Annotated in this window: 16 protein-coding genes and 1 pseudogene; 3 read left to right on the top strand and 14 right to left on the bottom strand. The window is 42.0% G+C overall.

What is annotated here, in order from left to right:
* Positions 1-282 precede the first annotated feature (282 nt).
* The 5 genes from ACTVAI_RS02810 to ACTVAI_RS02790 all read right to left on the bottom strand — a co-directional run bounded on the left by ACTVAI_RS02810 (position 283) and on the right by ACTVAI_RS02790 (position 5122).
* Complete coding sequence (locus tag ACTVAI_RS02810) at positions 283-1503, bottom strand: YcjF family protein (RefSeq protein WP_443472543.1); 1221 nt, start codon at positions 1501-1503, stop codon at positions 283-285.
* Positions 1504-1525: 22 nt separating this feature from the next.
* Positions 1526-2125 (bottom strand): TetR/AcrR family transcriptional regulator, encoded by a 600-nt coding sequence (locus ACTVAI_RS02805; protein ID WP_443485830.1) that lies wholly within the window; start codon positions 2123-2125, stop codon positions 1526-1528.
* 162 nt (positions 2126-2287) lie between these two features.
* Positions 2288-2992: a zinc metallopeptidase gene (locus tag ACTVAI_RS02800; protein ID WP_443472545.1), complete on the bottom strand. Its 705-nt coding sequence runs from the start codon at positions 2990-2992 to the stop codon at positions 2288-2290.
* 55 nt (positions 2993-3047) lie between these two features.
* The gene (locus tag ACTVAI_RS02795) at positions 3048-3662 is read right to left on the bottom strand and encodes a 5' nucleotidase, NT5C type (RefSeq protein WP_443485829.1); all 615 of its coding nucleotides are present in this window, start codon (positions 3660-3662) and stop codon (positions 3048-3050) included.
* Positions 3663-3787: 125 nt separating this feature from the next.
* Positions 3788-5122 (bottom strand): uracil-xanthine permease family protein, encoded by a 1335-nt coding sequence (locus tag ACTVAI_RS02790; protein WP_443472547.1) that lies wholly within the window; start codon positions 5120-5122, stop codon positions 3788-3790.
* Between the two features lie 447 nt (positions 5123-5569).
* Here ACTVAI_RS02790 and ACTVAI_RS02785 point away from each other — a divergent pair, with 447 nt between their 5' ends.
* Entirely contained in the window at positions 5570-7126 is a 1557-nt protein-coding gene (locus ACTVAI_RS02785) for an NAD(P)H-hydrate dehydratase (RefSeq protein WP_443485828.1), read from the top strand.
* 57 nt (positions 7127-7183) lie between these two features.
* Here ACTVAI_RS02785 and ACTVAI_RS02780 read toward each other — a convergent pair whose 3' ends face one another.
* Together ACTVAI_RS02780 and ACTVAI_RS02775 are read right to left on the bottom strand one after the other, a co-directional pair.
* Positions 7184-8059 carry an SDR family oxidoreductase gene (locus tag ACTVAI_RS02780; RefSeq protein WP_443485827.1) on the bottom strand — a complete coding sequence of 292 codons (876 nt, stop codon included), beginning with the start codon at positions 8057-8059 and terminating at the stop codon, positions 7184-7186.
* A 72-nt stretch (positions 8060-8131) separates the two neighbouring features.
* The gene (locus tag ACTVAI_RS02775) at positions 8132-8731 is read right to left on the bottom strand and encodes a cob(I)yrinic acid a,c-diamide adenosyltransferase (RefSeq protein WP_443472550.1); all 600 of its coding nucleotides are present in this window, start codon (positions 8729-8731) and stop codon (positions 8132-8134) included.
* A gap of 113 nt (positions 8732-8844) precedes the next feature.
* Between ACTVAI_RS02775 and ACTVAI_RS02770 the strand changes: the two genes are divergently transcribed.
* The gene (locus tag ACTVAI_RS02770; RefSeq protein WP_443472551.1) at positions 8845-10035 is read left to right on the top strand and encodes an AI-2E family transporter; all 1191 of its coding nucleotides are present in this window, start codon (positions 8845-8847) and stop codon (positions 10033-10035) included.
* A gap of 120 nt (positions 10036-10155) precedes the next feature.
* Here the strand turns inward: ACTVAI_RS02770 and ACTVAI_RS02765 are convergent.
* The 6 genes and pseudogenes from ACTVAI_RS02765 to ACTVAI_RS02740 form a co-directional block, all read right to left on the bottom strand.
* Positions 10156-10293 (bottom strand): annotated as a pseudogene (locus ACTVAI_RS02765) (DUF2087 domain-containing protein); the annotation flags it as partial.
* Positions 10294-10341: 48 nt separating this feature from the next.
* Complete coding sequence (locus ACTVAI_RS02760) at positions 10342-11163, bottom strand: hypothetical protein (RefSeq protein WP_443485826.1); 822 nt, start codon at positions 11161-11163, stop codon at positions 10342-10344.
* A gap of 15 nt (positions 11164-11178) precedes the next feature.
* Positions 11179-11349: a hypothetical protein gene (locus tag ACTVAI_RS02755; protein ID WP_443485825.1), complete on the bottom strand. Its 171-nt coding sequence runs from the start codon at positions 11347-11349 to the stop codon at positions 11179-11181.
* 3 nt (positions 11350-11352) lie between these two features.
* Positions 11353-12072 carry a 16S rRNA pseudouridine(516) synthase gene (locus ACTVAI_RS02750; protein WP_443485824.1) on the bottom strand — a complete coding sequence of 240 codons (720 nt, stop codon included), beginning with the start codon at positions 12070-12072 and terminating at the stop codon, positions 11353-11355.
* Positions 12062-12442, bottom strand: coding sequence for a DUF1622 domain-containing protein (locus ACTVAI_RS02745; protein WP_443472554.1), 381 nt, complete (start codon positions 12440-12442; stop codon positions 12062-12064). Before ACTVAI_RS02745 ends, ACTVAI_RS02750 begins: the two co-directional genes overlap by 11 nt.
* Positions 12443-12529: 87 nt before the next feature.
* On the bottom strand, positions 12530-13987 hold the full coding sequence (locus tag ACTVAI_RS02740) for an MFS transporter (RefSeq protein ID WP_443472555.1): 1458 nt from the start codon (positions 13985-13987) through the stop codon (positions 12530-12532).
* 327 nt (positions 13988-14314) lie between these two features.
* Here ACTVAI_RS02740 and ACTVAI_RS02735 point away from each other — a divergent pair, with 327 nt between their 5' ends.
* Positions 14315-14605 carry a TIGR04104 family putative zinc finger protein gene (locus ACTVAI_RS02735; RefSeq protein ID WP_443472556.1) on the top strand — a complete coding sequence of 97 codons (291 nt, stop codon included), beginning with the start codon at positions 14315-14317 and terminating at the stop codon, positions 14603-14605.
* Between the two features lie 18 nt (positions 14606-14623).
* On the opposite strand, the gene ACTVAI_RS02730 is transcribed toward ACTVAI_RS02735, so the two are convergent.
* Positions 14624-16804 (bottom strand): DNA topoisomerase III, encoded by a 2181-nt coding sequence (locus tag ACTVAI_RS02730; RefSeq protein WP_443485823.1) that lies wholly within the window; start codon positions 16802-16804, stop codon positions 14624-14626.
* Between the last annotated feature and the right edge of the window lie 69 nt (positions 16805-16873).

Here is a 16873-nt window from a genome sequence, read left to right as displayed (position 1 = left end):
TTCTATATACTTTTCAGTGCAAACGCACCATCAACTTGATTACAATATAATCATACACCATTTTCATAAATACGTCAAATGTAATGTTTGTAAAATTTTAATCAAAACATTGTTTTGATAGTGTATTTTTGAAATAATGATGAAAACGTTATATAAAATTAGTGTTATTTTGGTTTAATTTAATACATTATAGACCTTGTTAAGTTTTTAACTTGTTATCAACATGTAACTATTTTCATTTTCATCAACCCAAATAAAAAACCACTCCAATTAAGGAATGGTCTATTTTTTCTTCTTGAATATTTTTACTACTTTTTGCACAAAGTTCTCTTTTTCTAGTTCAACTACTGCGTGTTTATCCATCATCTCGCGCATTTCAGGATCTTTATCGCTATTCTTCAAACGTGTTTGAAGTTCTTTCCGCATTAATTCTCCTATATTTTTTAAATCAGGGTACTCGCCTTTGACTTCACCCTTGGCTATGAATGCCAGTACCTCGATGTAACTCAATGCCAATGCCGTCGTCAAGATGGAAGCTGTCCCGCCACTGATAATCCCGCCTGCCAATGTTCCGGCACCTGGGATCAACTTGATGACATTTGATACAATATAACGCCCCAAGTAAGTCGCGCCACTCGTTCCACCTATCGCACCCAGGATGCTTGCAATACTTGTCTTCTCCAAGGAAATACCGAATATAGCAGTAATGTGCGCCATCATCGTTATTTGCATCGGAACTAAAACAGTCGCATCTGAAAATGGAATCGGAGTAAAACCAACACCGAATGTCGTTGCTATGTATCGCCTCGCCCAACTCCTGGCTGCTTTTATTTTGCGCTCAATATCCACTTGTTGGGCGTTATTAAAAGCTGTTTTTGCATCAGAAGGAATCACGTCGAAAGTCAACGTAATCAACTCTACTAATCCTTTTTGCGGAATTGTTAAATCATCGGAAATAACAAAGGGTTCTGCCATTACCGTTCGAACAGCTATGACATTCAGATTCAAATCTTCGATGTATTTCTGGAACACTTCTGCTGGCTGACCGATAGATTGTGTCAAGACGATAATGACCGGTACTTGCTTGGCCAACTCATTGATAAAATCGATTTCCGATTCTTCAATCCGGGATGAACTGGCATTAATGCAATAATAGACAACGTGAATCGCTTCTTCCGGTCCTTTTTTTCGATTCTCCTCGAGTGCCTGGAAGATTTCTTTACGTACTTCAGACTGAACACTTTCACTTAGTTCCAAGCCCCGCGTATCGTAAAGGACAATAGGTACACCTTCTTTGGAAATACGGCGTAAATGTTTCGTAATCGGCTTCCCAATTCCAGTCGACGCAAGCTTTTCACGAAAGACATTATTGACTAATGTACTCTTTCCTACTCCAGTTTTCCCTACCAATAAAATATTTACGGGCGCCATTTTTTCAATTTCAGCTTGGGTTTTATTCAATAATTCATCGACTAAACCCAAGTCAAGATTTGTTCTCGCCATTTTTATCACCTCACTGGCTTCTTTACTTCATGAATCCATTCAAGAAACGGGAGAGTATTTCATATGAGATTTTCGCCATTTGAGCCGGTGAATCTTTCATTCCTTCATGTAACCAGGTCTGGACTGTTCCTTGAATTGCATACGAAATGGCGGATACCACATAAACGGCCGGAATTTCCAAACTCATGGAACTAAAGCGGTCCACAAAATTATCTTTTAACAGTTCATTGAATTTAATATGGAAGGAATAATTCCCATTTTCACCAGTCAAACTCTTGATGAAACGGTGATGTTCCTTAATATAGTCGAACAAGGCAATTAAACCTTCTTCAATTTCCTCACGAACACTTCCCACACCATTGTTATTGACTGCTAACGTAATGATTTCGGTCCCAATTTCACGCATTTCCAAAATCAATTGGTTAATACTTTTTTCCATCAAGTCGTACTTATCCACATAATGGAGATAAAATGTCCCTCTATTTATACCTGCTAAATCAGTGATTTCTTTCACTGTAATTTCATCAATTGTCTTTTGTTCCAGTAAAGTTGTGAGTGCATTCAAAATTTCTTTTTTTGTCCGAACAACACGACGGTCGGTTTGTTTGCCATTAATTCTCATAGTAACCTCCTATAATTGGTGCGTGCCGATACATACTAGCTTTTTCTCATTATATTACAAAAGCGCTCTTATTCACAACAAAAACTGGATAACAGTTGAATACTAGAATAAGTGTTGAAAAAACAGAAAAACCCGGGGACAATGGCGCCCCAGGGTGATGAATCAGTCTCTTCTGCGGCCACCAAACAATAGAACCAATCGTAATAATTGTAGGAAGCTCATAATTGCTGCAGCGACGTAAGTCAAAGCCGCAGCATTTAAAACACTTTTTGCTTTAGGAACTTCATCGCGCTCCAAAATATTTCCCCCGCCAAGAATTTGCAAGGCGCGGTTTGAAGCATTGAATTCCACGGGTAAGGTCACAACTTGAAACACAAACGTCATGGCAAACATCAAAATACCGAGTTGAACCAAGAACTGTCCACCCGACCCGATGATAAGCCCGATCAAAATCATGGGCCAGGAAATACCTTGACCAATATTAGCGAGTGGCACCAATCCATGGCGCAAACGCAATGGGATATAACCAACTTGGTCTTGAATCGCGTGGCCAACCTCATGAGCTGCAACACCAATAGCTGCTACCGATGTAGAATCGGCTGTTGTGTCGGAAAGACGCAATACTTTGTTACGGGCATCATAGTGGTCTGTCAAATCGCCACGAACACGTTCAATCCGGACATCATGGATACCAGACTGGTCCAGGATATATTGCGCTGCTCGCGTAGCCGTGAATCCTTTCCGGCTGGCAACTTGACTGTATTTAGTAAAGGTACTTTTTACATAAGCTTGCGCCGCAAGGGAAATAACGAGACCAATGATTATTAAGAAATAGGTTCTATCAAAAATGGGATATAAAAAAGGCATGTATACCCCTCCTTTCTAATTTATCATATCAGATGGATATGAATTTTCCATGAATTTATTTGAAGGCTGCCAAAATTTTTTCATAATTTTTTAGTCTTCGCTCACGCGTTTCTTCAACCCGGTCTTTTTTATTGGCAACGAAATGTGTGTGGGCATCCAACCAGTTATCAATACGCGTGAATGGCGCCTCGATCTTTTGATTAAAGTGTGCCGTGTATAAAATACCGGTCCCCTGGAATTGATGCAGTTGTTTCAAGTTGTCATCAATCAAATAATCGGAGCGAACCACTTTTTTATTTCCACAATAAATATAGTGATTCACATCCAAAAACGGGAAGTATTCTTGGAGCCATTCGAATTTATCCTGGAAGGAACCGGGAATTTCCATGGCAGCAGTCGCGATATAGACATCGTAGATACTATTTAATTCCTCAACCACTTCAATGGCATTTTCTTTCACCACTAAATCCCGCGTAAAACCCGGTGCATTCATTTCGTTAAACAATTGGACCATCGTCACTTCGTCGAAGAGATTCTCTAAATCCATTGTCAGCAAATCATCCGGCACATAGTTGGTTTGCTTCAAAGCGTTATAAGACAAGACCATTTTCTCCGTGGTTCCCGCTAAAACATCATCCATATCGATGGCAATACTTAATTTCTCAGTCATATTTAGTTGATCCCCTTATTTAGTTTCTATCTATATTATACCAGAAACCATTGGCTGATAAGAATTATCAAGCTTTTGTAAAAACAAAAAGCGAGCCGATCATCGGCTCGCTTTTCTTGTATTTATTATAATTCTTCAGCTATTTTTTTTTTTGGCAAACTAATTTCTGGTACTTCCTTTGGGTCATAAGATTCTTCTTGCGGTAAAATCAGGTTCAAGATAATTCCTGCCAAAGCGCTTAGGGCTGTACCGGAAAGCGTCAAGAAGCTCAATTCCAATGTTGCGCCACCCAGACCCAGTACCAACATGGAGCTAGCAATGATCAGGTTACGGACTTGCCCGAAGTCTACTTGCTCTTCAATCAAAACTTTCAAACCGTTACTTGCGATAACACCATATAACAGGATAGACATTCCGCCCAGTACTGCGTTTGGAATAGTAGAAATCAAAGCTGTGAATTTACCAAGGAAACTCATTCCGATTGCAAAGAATGCTGCGTTACGGATGATGGATACCGAAGCGATACGTGTCATACCAATAACGCCGGTATTTTCGCCGTAAGTTGTGTTCGCTGGTCCACCGATGAAAGCAGAAACTGCGGTAGCGACCCCGTCACCAATCAAGGTGCGGTTCAAGCCTGGTTCTTTCAAGAATTGACGGTTACAGATTTTACCAAGAACAGTATGGTCCCCGATATGTTCAGAAATCGTTACAAGTGCAACTGGTACAAGCGCTAAAGCTTCAGGTCCGAAGTATAAGTCATACGTTTGGAAGTAACCTGTTTCAAACGGTAAGTAGAAACCTGGAATTTCAAACCATTTTGCTTCCAGTACAGGTGTGAAGTCGACCAAACCGACGGCAAATGCTACCAAGTAGCCGCCCACAATCCCTACTAAGAAAGGAATGATTTTGAAGAAACCTTTGCCCTTCGTATTTACAAAAGCGGTGATCAAGAAAGTTGCTACTGCAACGAACATATTACGGATATCACCGCCGGCCACGAAACCAGCGTTAGATACCGCTGAACCTGCCAAGCCTAAACCGATAACCATGATCATTGGTCCGATGACGATTGGCGGCAACAATTTGTCGATCCATTTTGTTCCAATCAATTTGATCAATCCTGCTACCAGGACGTAGACCAAACCAACCATCACAACACCCGTTTGTGCGGCACTGATATCGCCGCCCATTTGTTCTATGGCGACTCCCATGGCAGCAATGTAAGCAAAAGACGATCCCAAGTAAACCGGTACTTTTGATTTTGTAGCAACTTGATAAATGAGCGTTCCGATACCACTTGCGAACAACGCGACTGAAACAGGCATCCCTAAGATTAGTGGTACAAGAATTGTAGCACCAAACATTGCAAATACGTGCTGGAAACTTAACAAGATTCCTTTCAATACAGGTGGTTTTTCGTGAACATCCAACAATAATGGTCTTTGATTAATAGCCATACCTTATTCCTCCTAGTTTTTGGGCATAAAAAAACGCCCTTTTTCTACGCAAAAGGACCTATAGGTATCAAATATGGATTTGTTACCCTTCTTGACCTCTCTGGATCACTTTAAAGGACTTTGCTCCGGATAATATAGCATGGCTTTTCAAAAAATGCAAGAAAAGATTCTTTGAAAAGACTATGGTAATTTTAATCGAATTTTCGTTAAAATTTTACACAATCCAAAAGATTTCTTCACATTTTTCCAGTATGCTATTCATGTAAGTAAAAGCCATGGCTTTTCAGACCTAAATTTCATAAACATTGTTAGGAGCTGCAACTCCTATCCCTTTAAACAACGCTGAGGCGTTGTTTTTTTCGTTTAAAAAAGTAACGGCTCTTCGTGTTAATTTCTAAGCGAAGGGTGTTATACTAAACATGAGCGATTGATAATGGAGGAGTTTTAATGAAAAAGTTAGTAAATAGTGCCCAAATGAAAAAAATAGACATGTATGCAATCGATAATATCGGCATTCCTTCTCTTGTTTTGATGGAAAATGCAGCCTATGCCGTTGTGAGCAATATGGAAAAAGTCATCTCTAGGGAAGATATTATTTTAATTGTATGCGGGTCTGGAAATAACGGTGGCGACGGGCTGGCAGTGGCACGTATTTTATTAAATCGCGGTTATCAAGTGGACGTGTTTTTGGCAGGAAATCCTGCATATTTGTCAAAAGAAACAGCGCAACAACTTAAAATCGTCGAAAATTTGGATATGGTCATTTGGAATACATTGGACGAAGTGAATTTCGCCAACTATACGATTTTAGTCGATGCCCTTTTTGGTATCGGATTGGATCGGGATGTGGATGGCGAGACAACTTCCATAATCAAAGCAATGAATACGCATGAAGGCATTATTTTCGCAGTCGATATGCCCTCTGGTATTTCCGCAGATGACGGGAAAATAAAAGGTGTCGCAGTCAGAGCTGACTACACGGTTACGTTCGGTGAAGAAAAAGTAGGCCAGCTTCTATTCCCCGGCAGTGCTTATTGCGGAACTTTGGTGGTGGCTGATATTGGTTTCCCACCCATTGCAGCGGATACCGTTGATTCAGAATTTTATCGCTATGAAAAAAGTGATTTGGCGCGTTTGCCGAGACGCCAGGCCTACAGCAACAAAGGAACCTTTGGGCGTGTGTTAATTGTGGCAGGTGCCATAAATATGAGTGGGGCTGCTTATTTATCAGCACATGCGGCTTATCGTACGGGTGCCGGCTTGGTTGAGATTTTGACAGTTGACGCAAATCGAACAATTTTACAGACGCAATTACCGGAAGCAGTTTTAACGACATTTAATCCAGATCAATTGGATGAAGCAGAAGAAAAAGAAAAAATCAAACAAGCCGTGAAACGTTCCCGCGTCATTGTGATGGGACCAGGACTTGGTGTTTCCGATGAATCGAAAAAATTGTTGGATTACGTGACTTTGCAAGCGAATGTTCCGTTGATTGTGGATGCGGATGCGATTAACGTTGCCGCACATTTTTATAACACTTTCCCATTGATGCGTGGAAATGCCTGTTTACGCCTGGGTGAGTTGAACAATTCATTACCAAAAGGAACCATTTTAACGCCGCACTTGCTGGAATTGGCACGGTTGATGGATATGCCTGTTAATAAAATTCAGGAAGATTTGTTGAATACAGCGGACATTTGTACGAAAGATACCGACTTGGTTTATGTACTTAAAGACGCGCGTTCGGTGGTAGCGCATGGGCACGAACGGTATATCAACTCTTCCGGAAATAATGGAATGGCAACGGCTGGGACTGGCGATGTTTTAACCGGAATTTTAGCGGGGTTGGTTGCGCAAGGAATGGACTCATTCGAGGCAGCGAAGTTGGGCGTTTACATTCATGGTTTGGCCGGAGATGTGGCTGCCAGCAAGAAGAATCGCTACAGCATGATGGCTTCTGATGTCGTGAACGGACTTGAGGACGTATTGGGTGGAATGGTTTAGACAATAATTATAATAAATCAAAAAAACCTGCAGAAATCTGCAGGTTTTTTTGATTTATTATCCGTTCACAATCTCGCCACCGTTAACATGGATGGTTTGGCCGGTTACATAGCTCGAATCGTCACTTGCCAGGTAAACATAGGCTGGCGCACATTCGTAAGATTCTCCGGCGCGGCCTAACGGTTGGTCGCCACCGTGTTCTTCTTTGTCGCGTCCAGTTGTGGCAGGAATGAGCGGTGTCCAGATAGGTCCTGGCGCAACCGCATTGACCCGGATTTTTTTATCTAAAATTTCTTGGTTCTGTGCAAGTGAACGAGTGAATGCCAAGATGGCACCTTTTGTGGAGGCATAATCCAGCAAGTTCGGTGAGCCACGATATGCCGTCACAGATGTAGTGTTTATGATACGCGCGCCTTTGGTGAAGTGCGGCATGGCAGCTTTCACGAAATAGAACATGGCAAAAATATTCGTTCTGAAGGTTCGGTCAAGTTGTGCTGCTGTAATATCCATGATTGATTCTTGTTGCAACTGTTGCGCGGCATTATTAACCAAGATATCAATCTGGCCAAACGCTTGAACAGCTTTATCAATTACAGTCTGCGCAAAATCCTCGTCACCCACATCGCCCGTCAGCCAAACGACTTCGGCGCCGTATTTCTCACAAAGCGTCCGCACTTTTTCCGCATCTTCCTCGTTATCTAAATCAGTCAGGACTAACTTGGCACCTTCTTTGGCAAAGGCGACGGCAGTCGCAGCACCAATCCCACTATCCGCTCCCGTTATGACAGCAACCATATCGCGTAACTTATCTGCGGGGCTATAGTCCGGATTATCAATCTGTTCTTCCGGAGACAATGCTTCGTTTTCATCCGGAGATAGGTACCCTTTTTTTGGCTCTTCAGTTTCGATGATGTCTTTTTCCTTATCGGTCATGATGGTTCCTCCTTCAATGACTAACTAAGTTTTTTAACACATCTTCATTTTAACAAGAACGATTTTGAAAGGCTACTGATTACGTTTTTCGCGGGAAACATGGAAGACTTTCTCACTACGTTCATAGGGCACATCGACCACATCGTTACGGACATTCATAACGCGTGCAACCACAAAGAAATAATCCGACAAGCGGTTCACAAACTTCAACACAAAAGGGTTCACTTCTTCCGGATCCGCCTGCATAAAGCTCACAATCGTCCGTTCCGCATTCCGTGTTTCCGTGCGTAAAACATGCAGCCAGCTAGCAGCCACTGTCCCACCCGGAATAATGAAATACAAAATTTCCGGTGGGATTGCATCGTAGGCATCAATCCGTCCTTCCAGCCATTCAATGTGCTCTGTTGTTATTTTATATTCACGGTGTCCTTTGGGAATCGAAAGATCCGATGTACAATCAAACAAAAATTGTTGGATAATCCGCAAATCCTGTTGCACATCTTCCGCATGATTTTCTTTTGCTAATGTCGCTTCGACCAAGCCACACCATGAGTTAATGTGGTCCACTTCGCCAAAAGCATCCACGCGCGCGTCATTTTTATCAACCGCTTTTCCGCCGCCAATGCGGGTCTTCCCTTTGTCGCCCGTACGCGTATAAATTGATGGTTTCATCCTATCACTCCTTTTTTTACCATCATACCAAAATATCCAACCTTTGGATGAGATATAATGCTTGTTCTTATGCTAAACTAAGGGAAAATAAGGAATATAATGAGGTGTTTATCATGATTGAAAAAGAAAAAAGGCGAACTCCCGCCACTAGCGACCAGCGCTTCATACGTTTCTTTGGCGGCAATAAGTTGCTTTTCAGTCTCGTTGTTTTAATTATGCTGGGAATTTTGGTTATGATTTATAATCAAATTTCATTTATTTTTACTCCGTTACGGGTTATTTTTTCAACTATCGTGGCCCCGGTTATTCTGGCTATTGTTTTCTTTTATATTCTGAATCCGCTCGTTACGTTTTTGGAAAAGCGTAAGGTCAATCGGACTCTCGGGACCGCGATCGTCTTCATCATTTTTCTACTTTTGTTGACGTGGGGAATTGTATCGCTGATTCCCATTCTGGTTTCTCAAATAACTTCCTTTGTGGAAGCATTCCCTCAGTACATCGATACCCTGACAAGTCGATTTGAAGAATTTATTGTGGGGAGTCCATTTGAATCTTATTATCACGACGCCACTGAAAAATTCGATTCCATCGTGGGTGATATCCCTGCCATGATTTGGAACTGGGTCAATAACTCCTCACAGCGGATTGTCAGTGTCTTTTCCACCATTTCAAACGTCGTGGTTGTCTTGGTAACGTTCCCCATCATTCTCTTCTTTATGCTGACGGACCGCGGGAAATTCAAACCTTTTATCATGAAGATGACACCACCGGTTTGGCGGAATGATTTAAATGTGTTGGGAAACCGAATGACTGAAGTGCTGGGATCCTATATAGTTGGTGAAGGGTTGGTTGCTTTGAGCTTGGGTGGAATCTTATTGATAGGGTACCTGATTATCGGACTGGATTATGCTTTTGCTCTTACGGTTATCGCCACAATCACCGCGGTTATACCTTTTATTGGGGCTACGATTGGTATTATTCCAGCGGTGGTAGTCGCTGCCTTTACCTCGCCCAGCATGCTGTTGAAAATGGCTGTTGTTTGGGTAATTGCTCAGACAATCCAAGGAAACCTGATTGAACCAAATATCATCGGCAAGAGCTTGAAGATGCATCCATTAACAATCATTATTGTCTTGTTGATTATGGGGAATCTTTTAGGTTTGATCGGTATGATTTTAGGTATTCCAATCTTCGCAATTATCCAGGTCTTGTTCGAGCACATTTTCGAAAAATTCAAGAAACACTATAACCGTTTCTACGGCGACGTCGCTGGACATTACGAGTTTGAAAATCTGGATGACTAAAGTGATTACTCAACCGAATTTTGGGACCTGAGTAATCACTTTATAAGCTAAGCTGATTACTCAAATGATCTTTTTGCCCTGAGTAATCAGTTTAAACCAAAAAGTGATTACTCACGGCCATCATTGGCTTGGAGTAATCACTTTTTTCTTCGTATAACTGCTTCCCGCCTTATCGCGTACAAGAAATCCAAAATCCACCAAATAACGTCGCAAGGTTACGAAATCGAGATGAACGGATTTCAGGATAGCATTAGTTTCCTGCTCGGAAAATTAGTGATTGGCCCTTCTGAAACGTTATACACTGTTTCACTTCTTTAAATAATATTTATGCACACGATCGATACTGCTTGGCTCCACCTCCAAAAGCACCGGACCTGATAAGAAATTATCTCCAATCTTCACAAAGTTGGCACAATATAGCCAATCATCCAATCTAAACATATTCATAGGGTCGTATCCCGTTATTTTGCCGGTTAGATTCTTAGCTTGGTCAAATGAAGCAAGCGTGGCTCTTCGCCGCGCCACTTCTTTGGTCAGCAATTCGGTTACCCCTGTTTCTAGCGAATAAATAAACCGTTCCGGTACGATGTCTGCTATCAACGATAGATAGAGTGGGTCTTTATGTTCTAAATTTTCGTGCTTCTTCTCAGATAATACAATTAACAACAACGTACCTGTATAGTATGCTTGACGCCTGACCGCAAATATTTCATCGGATAATCGGGTCAACTGCTCTAAATAATACATCAGACGCTTCTCGTACTTTTCGGGCGCAAGTTGCCTCAGCGCTTGCAGCCCTACAAACTCCGCTGCTCCTTCCACAGTTTCCACTAACAATTCGTTGTAAAAGTGATGGCCGATCAAACGCTCACGCTCAAGACGCAGATAAACAAACTGCCTTAGCAACTGCTCATCTTTTGAATGGATAAAGTCCGCGAGTAATCTGTTCTCTACAGCCTTCATTTGAAAGTTTTTGCTGTCGAGCGGGTAGGTCAGCAACTCCAAATCATCAGGATAACGACTTTCTCCCTTTTCTGCCTGAAAACAATGAAACATTTCATGAACCAGGTTAGCAGCCAACAAATCTAAATCTTCATTCTCGTTAAACGTCATATTCCAAATAGCCAACTGATTGCCTTCATACTATATGGCTGTGTTGGCCAAAAACCGTTCATCCCACGGTATTTCCCTGTCAGCCAAATACACCGTTTCCTCATCGTAAAGAGCAAATGGAAAAGAATGGAACCCGTCCCAAAAGGAAGAGAAGTCCAACCCACGTAATTTTTCCTGAATCTGTTGGTATTTTTTTCGCATCGTTTACCCTCCTTTATAAGTAAAATAAGGTTTCAGCAATGCCAACTCGGTGTCTGATAGCGGGCGATAATCACCCAATCCCAACCCTGGATCAAGTTCCAAAGGCCCCATGGCAGTCCGTTTCAAATGAACGACCTTTTTCCCGACCGCCAGGAACATTTTTTTCACTTGGTGGAATTTCCCCTCTGAAATCGTCAAGCGTGCACGGTGTTCGTCCAACAATTCTAGATGGGCCGGCTTACATGTTTCCCCACCAATAAAAATAATCCCTCTCGCGAATTTATCCACATCTTCTGTTTCCAGTGGTTCCTTTGTCGTCACCTCGTATGTTTTCGAAACTTTCTTGTCGGGAATCAGTAACTGGTACCCCAACTGACCATTATCCGTCAATAGTAACAAGCCTTCCGTATCACGGTCCAGACGCCCGACCGGATACACATCCACGGTTTTATCCTCTTTCTTCACCAGGTCCAAAACCGTCTTTCGTGTTGCATCTGTAATGGCCGTTACCACGCCATTCGGTTTATTCATCATCAAATAAATATGCGTAAAACCACGGATTTCTTCCCCGGCTACCGTCACTCGATGTAGCCGCTCTTCAACATTGAAGCTTCCGTCCACGACTGCTTCACCATTGACCAAAACGACCTTTCTTTGAAAAAGGCGTTTTACCACCTTACGCGATCCGAATCCCTTTTCTTCTAAAACTTTATCAATTCGCACGCTTCTTGCCCGTTCCTTTCATTTCATCCAAACGATGCACCAATTTACTTTTTTCACTTGTTTCAATTTCCCAGTGGATAACGACGGTTAAAATAACCCGCAAGACCACAATGGCCGCCAAAATGATAAATTCATCCAGCGTTTGGATAATAACGGACTTCAGGATTTCGGCCGCCAATTTAAATTCTAGACTGTACGACAGCGCTTTGGCTAAATCCAATTTGGGATCAGAAGCCATTAAATTCCCACGCGATAATAAAAACAAAAATACCGAACGTGTGACACCATAGATAATTATGATAACACCGACAAACTCAATAATAGCTGCTAGATTTGGGATAAAACGTACTAACAATCCATGTAAATCCATCTCGTTCTACCTCCTGTTCATTTTCTTCTATTGTACCCTTGCGCAAAAAAATAGACCAGAGGCATGTGCCTCTGGCCGTATACATTATTATGCTTTATGAGATTTTCTAGCTGCAATATCCATTTGGATTTTGTCCATTGCTTCTCTATTAAGTGGGTATTTGCGGATCAACACAAGAACCACCAAGTAAAGAACCATTGGAACACCGATCATCAACAAACCACCTGTTAAAAGGTTAGATGTTAATTGTTCTGTTGCTTCTGGATAGCCATCTGTAAATCCGATACCTGCAACGATAAATCCGATTACAATTGGCGCTAGTGAAGAAGCGATTGAGTCAGTCAATGAGAAGACTGTTCCGATTAGACCGGAAACAAAGCGTCCTGAACGTGCTGTTTCAAAGTCAGTAATGTCAGCTGACATTGTCAAAACGATAGATGTTGGGTATGCGTTACCAACCTTCAAGCCGATGTATCCGATAATGAATAGCGTTGACAACAAACCACCATTCGTAAAGATTTGTGTAGGGTCTTCAGAGAAGAACAAGATTGCCAACATGATTGCTGATGACGCTAGTGCAACAAGAACTGAAATTGTGTAAGAAGATTTCAAGTCACGTTTCGTTGCTAGACGTGTGAACAATACCACGATCAACAAGTTGGGAATGATTTGCAATAGCGAGATACGTCCAGATAAACCATAGTTACCTAAGATGATACCGAACAAGATTACCAAGAATGCTTGGTCTCCGATTAGCTGTGCGTTAAATTTCATGATACCACCACTCAAAGCAAGAACTTGCAATGGCGTGTTCCCTTTAATGACTGACCAGTAGTCTTTAAGTGATTTCGTTTCAACAGTTTCTTCACCTAAACCAAAGTATTCTGTGCGGTCTTTTCTGCTGATACCGATAATAGCAAGGACTGTTAGAACCGCTGAGATGACCATAACGCCACCAAGGAATTCAGTAAAGAATGCTGTGTTAAATTCGCCACCATGACGTGGTGCCAAGAAGTTAGAAACAATAACTTGACCTAAAGCAAATACCCCGATTGAACTGAAAACTGTATCGTAGATAGAGAACAATGGACGTTGTGTCGGGTCATTAGTCAAAGCCGGTTGTGCTGCTTTAGTAACTGTTTGTTGGAATGAGTACACAATTTTATGGAATACAAGTGCTACTAGGAATAAAACTGTTTGAGTTACTCCCGTAAAACGGTGAGTACTGAACAATAGCAAGAATGATAGAATCAAGCCGATGTTAGAAATTAACATTAGCGGACGGAATTTACCCCAACGTGTATTGAAGCGGTCCATGACAACCCCGATTGTCGGATCGATAAGACCATCAAATAGACGAGCTGCTCCTAATAGGTTACTTACTAATAAAGTCGTAAATCCTGCAACCCCTGTTGCATAGTAAGTCAAGAATCCAAAAGCAAAAAGATATAAGTTCGTTGCTGAGTTGTTCAATGAGAAGAACGCAATCTCCCACTGTTTAGCACGATGATAATTGCTTGTTGTACTAGATTGATTTTGTGACATATTAAAGCTCCTTCCAGTTCGGAAATTATTTTTTCAATAAAAGATAGATACTTAACTGTAAATCGCTTTCATTGCATAAGATAATTATAGCTTAAATTAAATTAAATACAATACACTTCATGTTGATGCATTTGTGCGTCTTTTTAAAAAAATAGGCAATATAGTTCAAGCTTTGCAAAATGATGCGTTTTCATGAAAATGTAAAACGTTTTATTCAAACGTTTTCTTTTTTGCTTTTTCTTGACCATAGCTGTTATGTGAAAATATGAGCTTTTCAAGTGGTTACGTGATATGATATTTCTGAATATCTTTTAAGGGGGAGCATATATGATTCATTGTCCGCACTGCAACCAGAAGCAAACGTTTTGGCAAACCTATAAAGCCTTTTATAAAATGAAGCACTGGCATATTATATGTCCGCATTGTAATCAGGAAATCACACTCACTTACAAGGACCAAGACAAGGTCATGTTTTTGCGCATCCCGATTCTATTGCTGGTTTTGTTGTTATTGCCGGATAATAAGTTATATTTCACGATTGTCTTTTTATATACACTTTTCATCCCCTTGCTTTATCCCTATTTATTAGCGGATACGTTTAAGAACCACTCCTCATAGTTGAGGAGTGGTTCTTTTTTAGTCGTCTAATTTCAGGCCTTTAAGGGCCTCGAACAATGGATTATTGATTGGCTCTTCTTTTTGCTGGTTCTTCAAGAACTTTTGGACATCCCGTTTATCGGCTTTTTTATTGCCTTGTTTTCGGCGATTCTGGAATACAGAAAGCTTTTCACGGTGACCACAATTCTTGCAGACAAACATCTGGCCGTCGCCCTCTCCCACCATTTCTAATTTCTTATGGCATTGCGGACAACGTGCATTCGTAATCCGGGAAATGTTCTTGCGATGACCACATTCACGATCTTGGCAAACGAGCATTTTGCCCTTCTTACCGTTCACTTCCAGCATCGGCTTGCCGCAATCCGGGCAAAGTTTCGAGGTTATATTGTCATGTTTGAATTTCGTATCGTCTTGTTTGATTTCTGAGACGATTTTTGTCGTGTAAGCTTTCATTTCTTCTATAAAAGCTTCCTTGTTCAATTGGCCTTTGGCGATTTTTTCAAGTTTCAATTCCCATTCGGCCGTTAGTTCCGGTGACTGCAACTCGGTTGGGACAAGTTCCAACAACTGACGCCCTTTACCTGTAGCATGGATATTATTGCCGCGTTTTTCAATCATGAAAGAGTTGAATAGTTTATCGATAATATCGGCACGCGTCGCAACTGTTCCCAGTCCTCCTGTTTCTTTTAAGGTTTGCGCGAGTTTCTGATCGCTGGCATCCATGTATTTCGCTGGATTTTCCATTGCGGTCAAGAGTGTCGCTTCCGTGAAAGGTGCAGGTGGTTTGGTCTGGCCATTTGTTTCGGTTACGTAATCAATCGGAAGTGTGGCGCCAATTTGTAGCTGTGGCAAGAGTTGATCTTTTATTTCTTCCTCATCTTCGTCCTGGTGGTTGTAAATATCACGCCATCCAGCAGCAAGGATGGTTTTTCCTTTTGCAAAGAAGGTTTCGCCCTGTAAATCGACTTCCAAAGTGACTTGTTCCCACTCGTGGTTCGGGGACAGAACGGCCAGGAAGCGTTTGACGACCAAATCGTAAATCTTGCGTTCGCGATCGGTTAGTTTCTGAATCTGCACGACTTCCTCGGTTGGAATGATGGCATGATGATCGGAAACCTTGTTGTTGTCGACAAAGGATTTGTTGGCTTTGATCGGTTGGGACTGGATTTTATTCGCAGCCGCGCGGTAAGCTGGAATCGCGATTGCTTTCAAACGGTCCGGTAAAGTCGCAACGATGTCGCTGGATAGGTAACGGGAATCCGTCCGCGGATACGTCAACAGCTTATGGCGCTCGTAAAGAGTTTGCATCAAGTTCAGCGTTTCTTTGGCGGAAAAACCAAAGAGACGGTTGGCATCACGCTGTAGTTCCGTTAAATCGTAAAGCCCTGGTGCAGGGGTAGATTTGCGCTTACGGTCGATATTTTTGACTATTGCGTCCTGATTACCGATTTGCTTATGCAATTTTTGAATGTGCTCGCGATTGAATGAGCGACTGTTATTTTGTTTATCGCGCCAAGTCAGTTTCAATCCGTCTTTGGTGCGTGCTTCCAGACCGTAGTAAGTTTTAGGCTGGAATTGCTTGATTTCTTCTTCACGTTTGGCAATGATGGCGACGACCGGCGTTTGCACCCGACCGCAGTTTAGCTGTGCATTGTGTTTCGTGGTCAATGCGCGGGTAGCGTTCAAGCCGATGTACCAGTCTGCTTCAGAGCGGGCAACGGCAGATTTGTAGAGATTTTCGTATTGCTTGCCAGGCTTCAGGTTGTTGAAACCATCCTTGATGGCTTTGTCGGTAACAGAAGAAATCCACAAGCGCTTGATTGGTTTATGGACTTTTGCCATGTCGATAATCCAACGGGCAACCAGTTCCCCTTCACGGCCGGCGTCGGTCGCGATGATGATTTCGTTGACGTCCTTGCGGAGAAGTTGTTGTTTCACGGCATTGTACTGCTTACCACTTTGACGGATGACGGTAAGCTTCAGGTCTTTCGGCAACATCGGTAAGTCGTTGAGGTTCCATGTTTTGTATTTATTATCGTATTGCTCCGGCTCGGCTAAAGTAACGAGGTGCCCCAATGCCCATGTTACGATATAGCGATCGCCTTCCAAATAGCCTTGGCCTTTCTTGTTGCACTTCAATACACGTGCAATATCACGCGCCACAGAAGGCTTTTCGGCCAGTACGACACTTTTTTGCATAATAATTTTCAATCCCCTTCGGTTTTAGAGTCTGTAATACTATACCATAATTTCGAAGGTTGGTTTGTT

This window comes from Jeotgalibaca sp. A127, assembly GCF_052266745.1.
In the GTDB taxonomy this organism is placed as follows: domain Bacteria; phylum Bacillota; class Bacilli; order Lactobacillales; family Aerococcaceae; genus Jeotgalibaca.
Note: the sequence above shows the minus strand (reverse complement) of the source record. Positions and strands in the feature narration are given on the sequence as shown.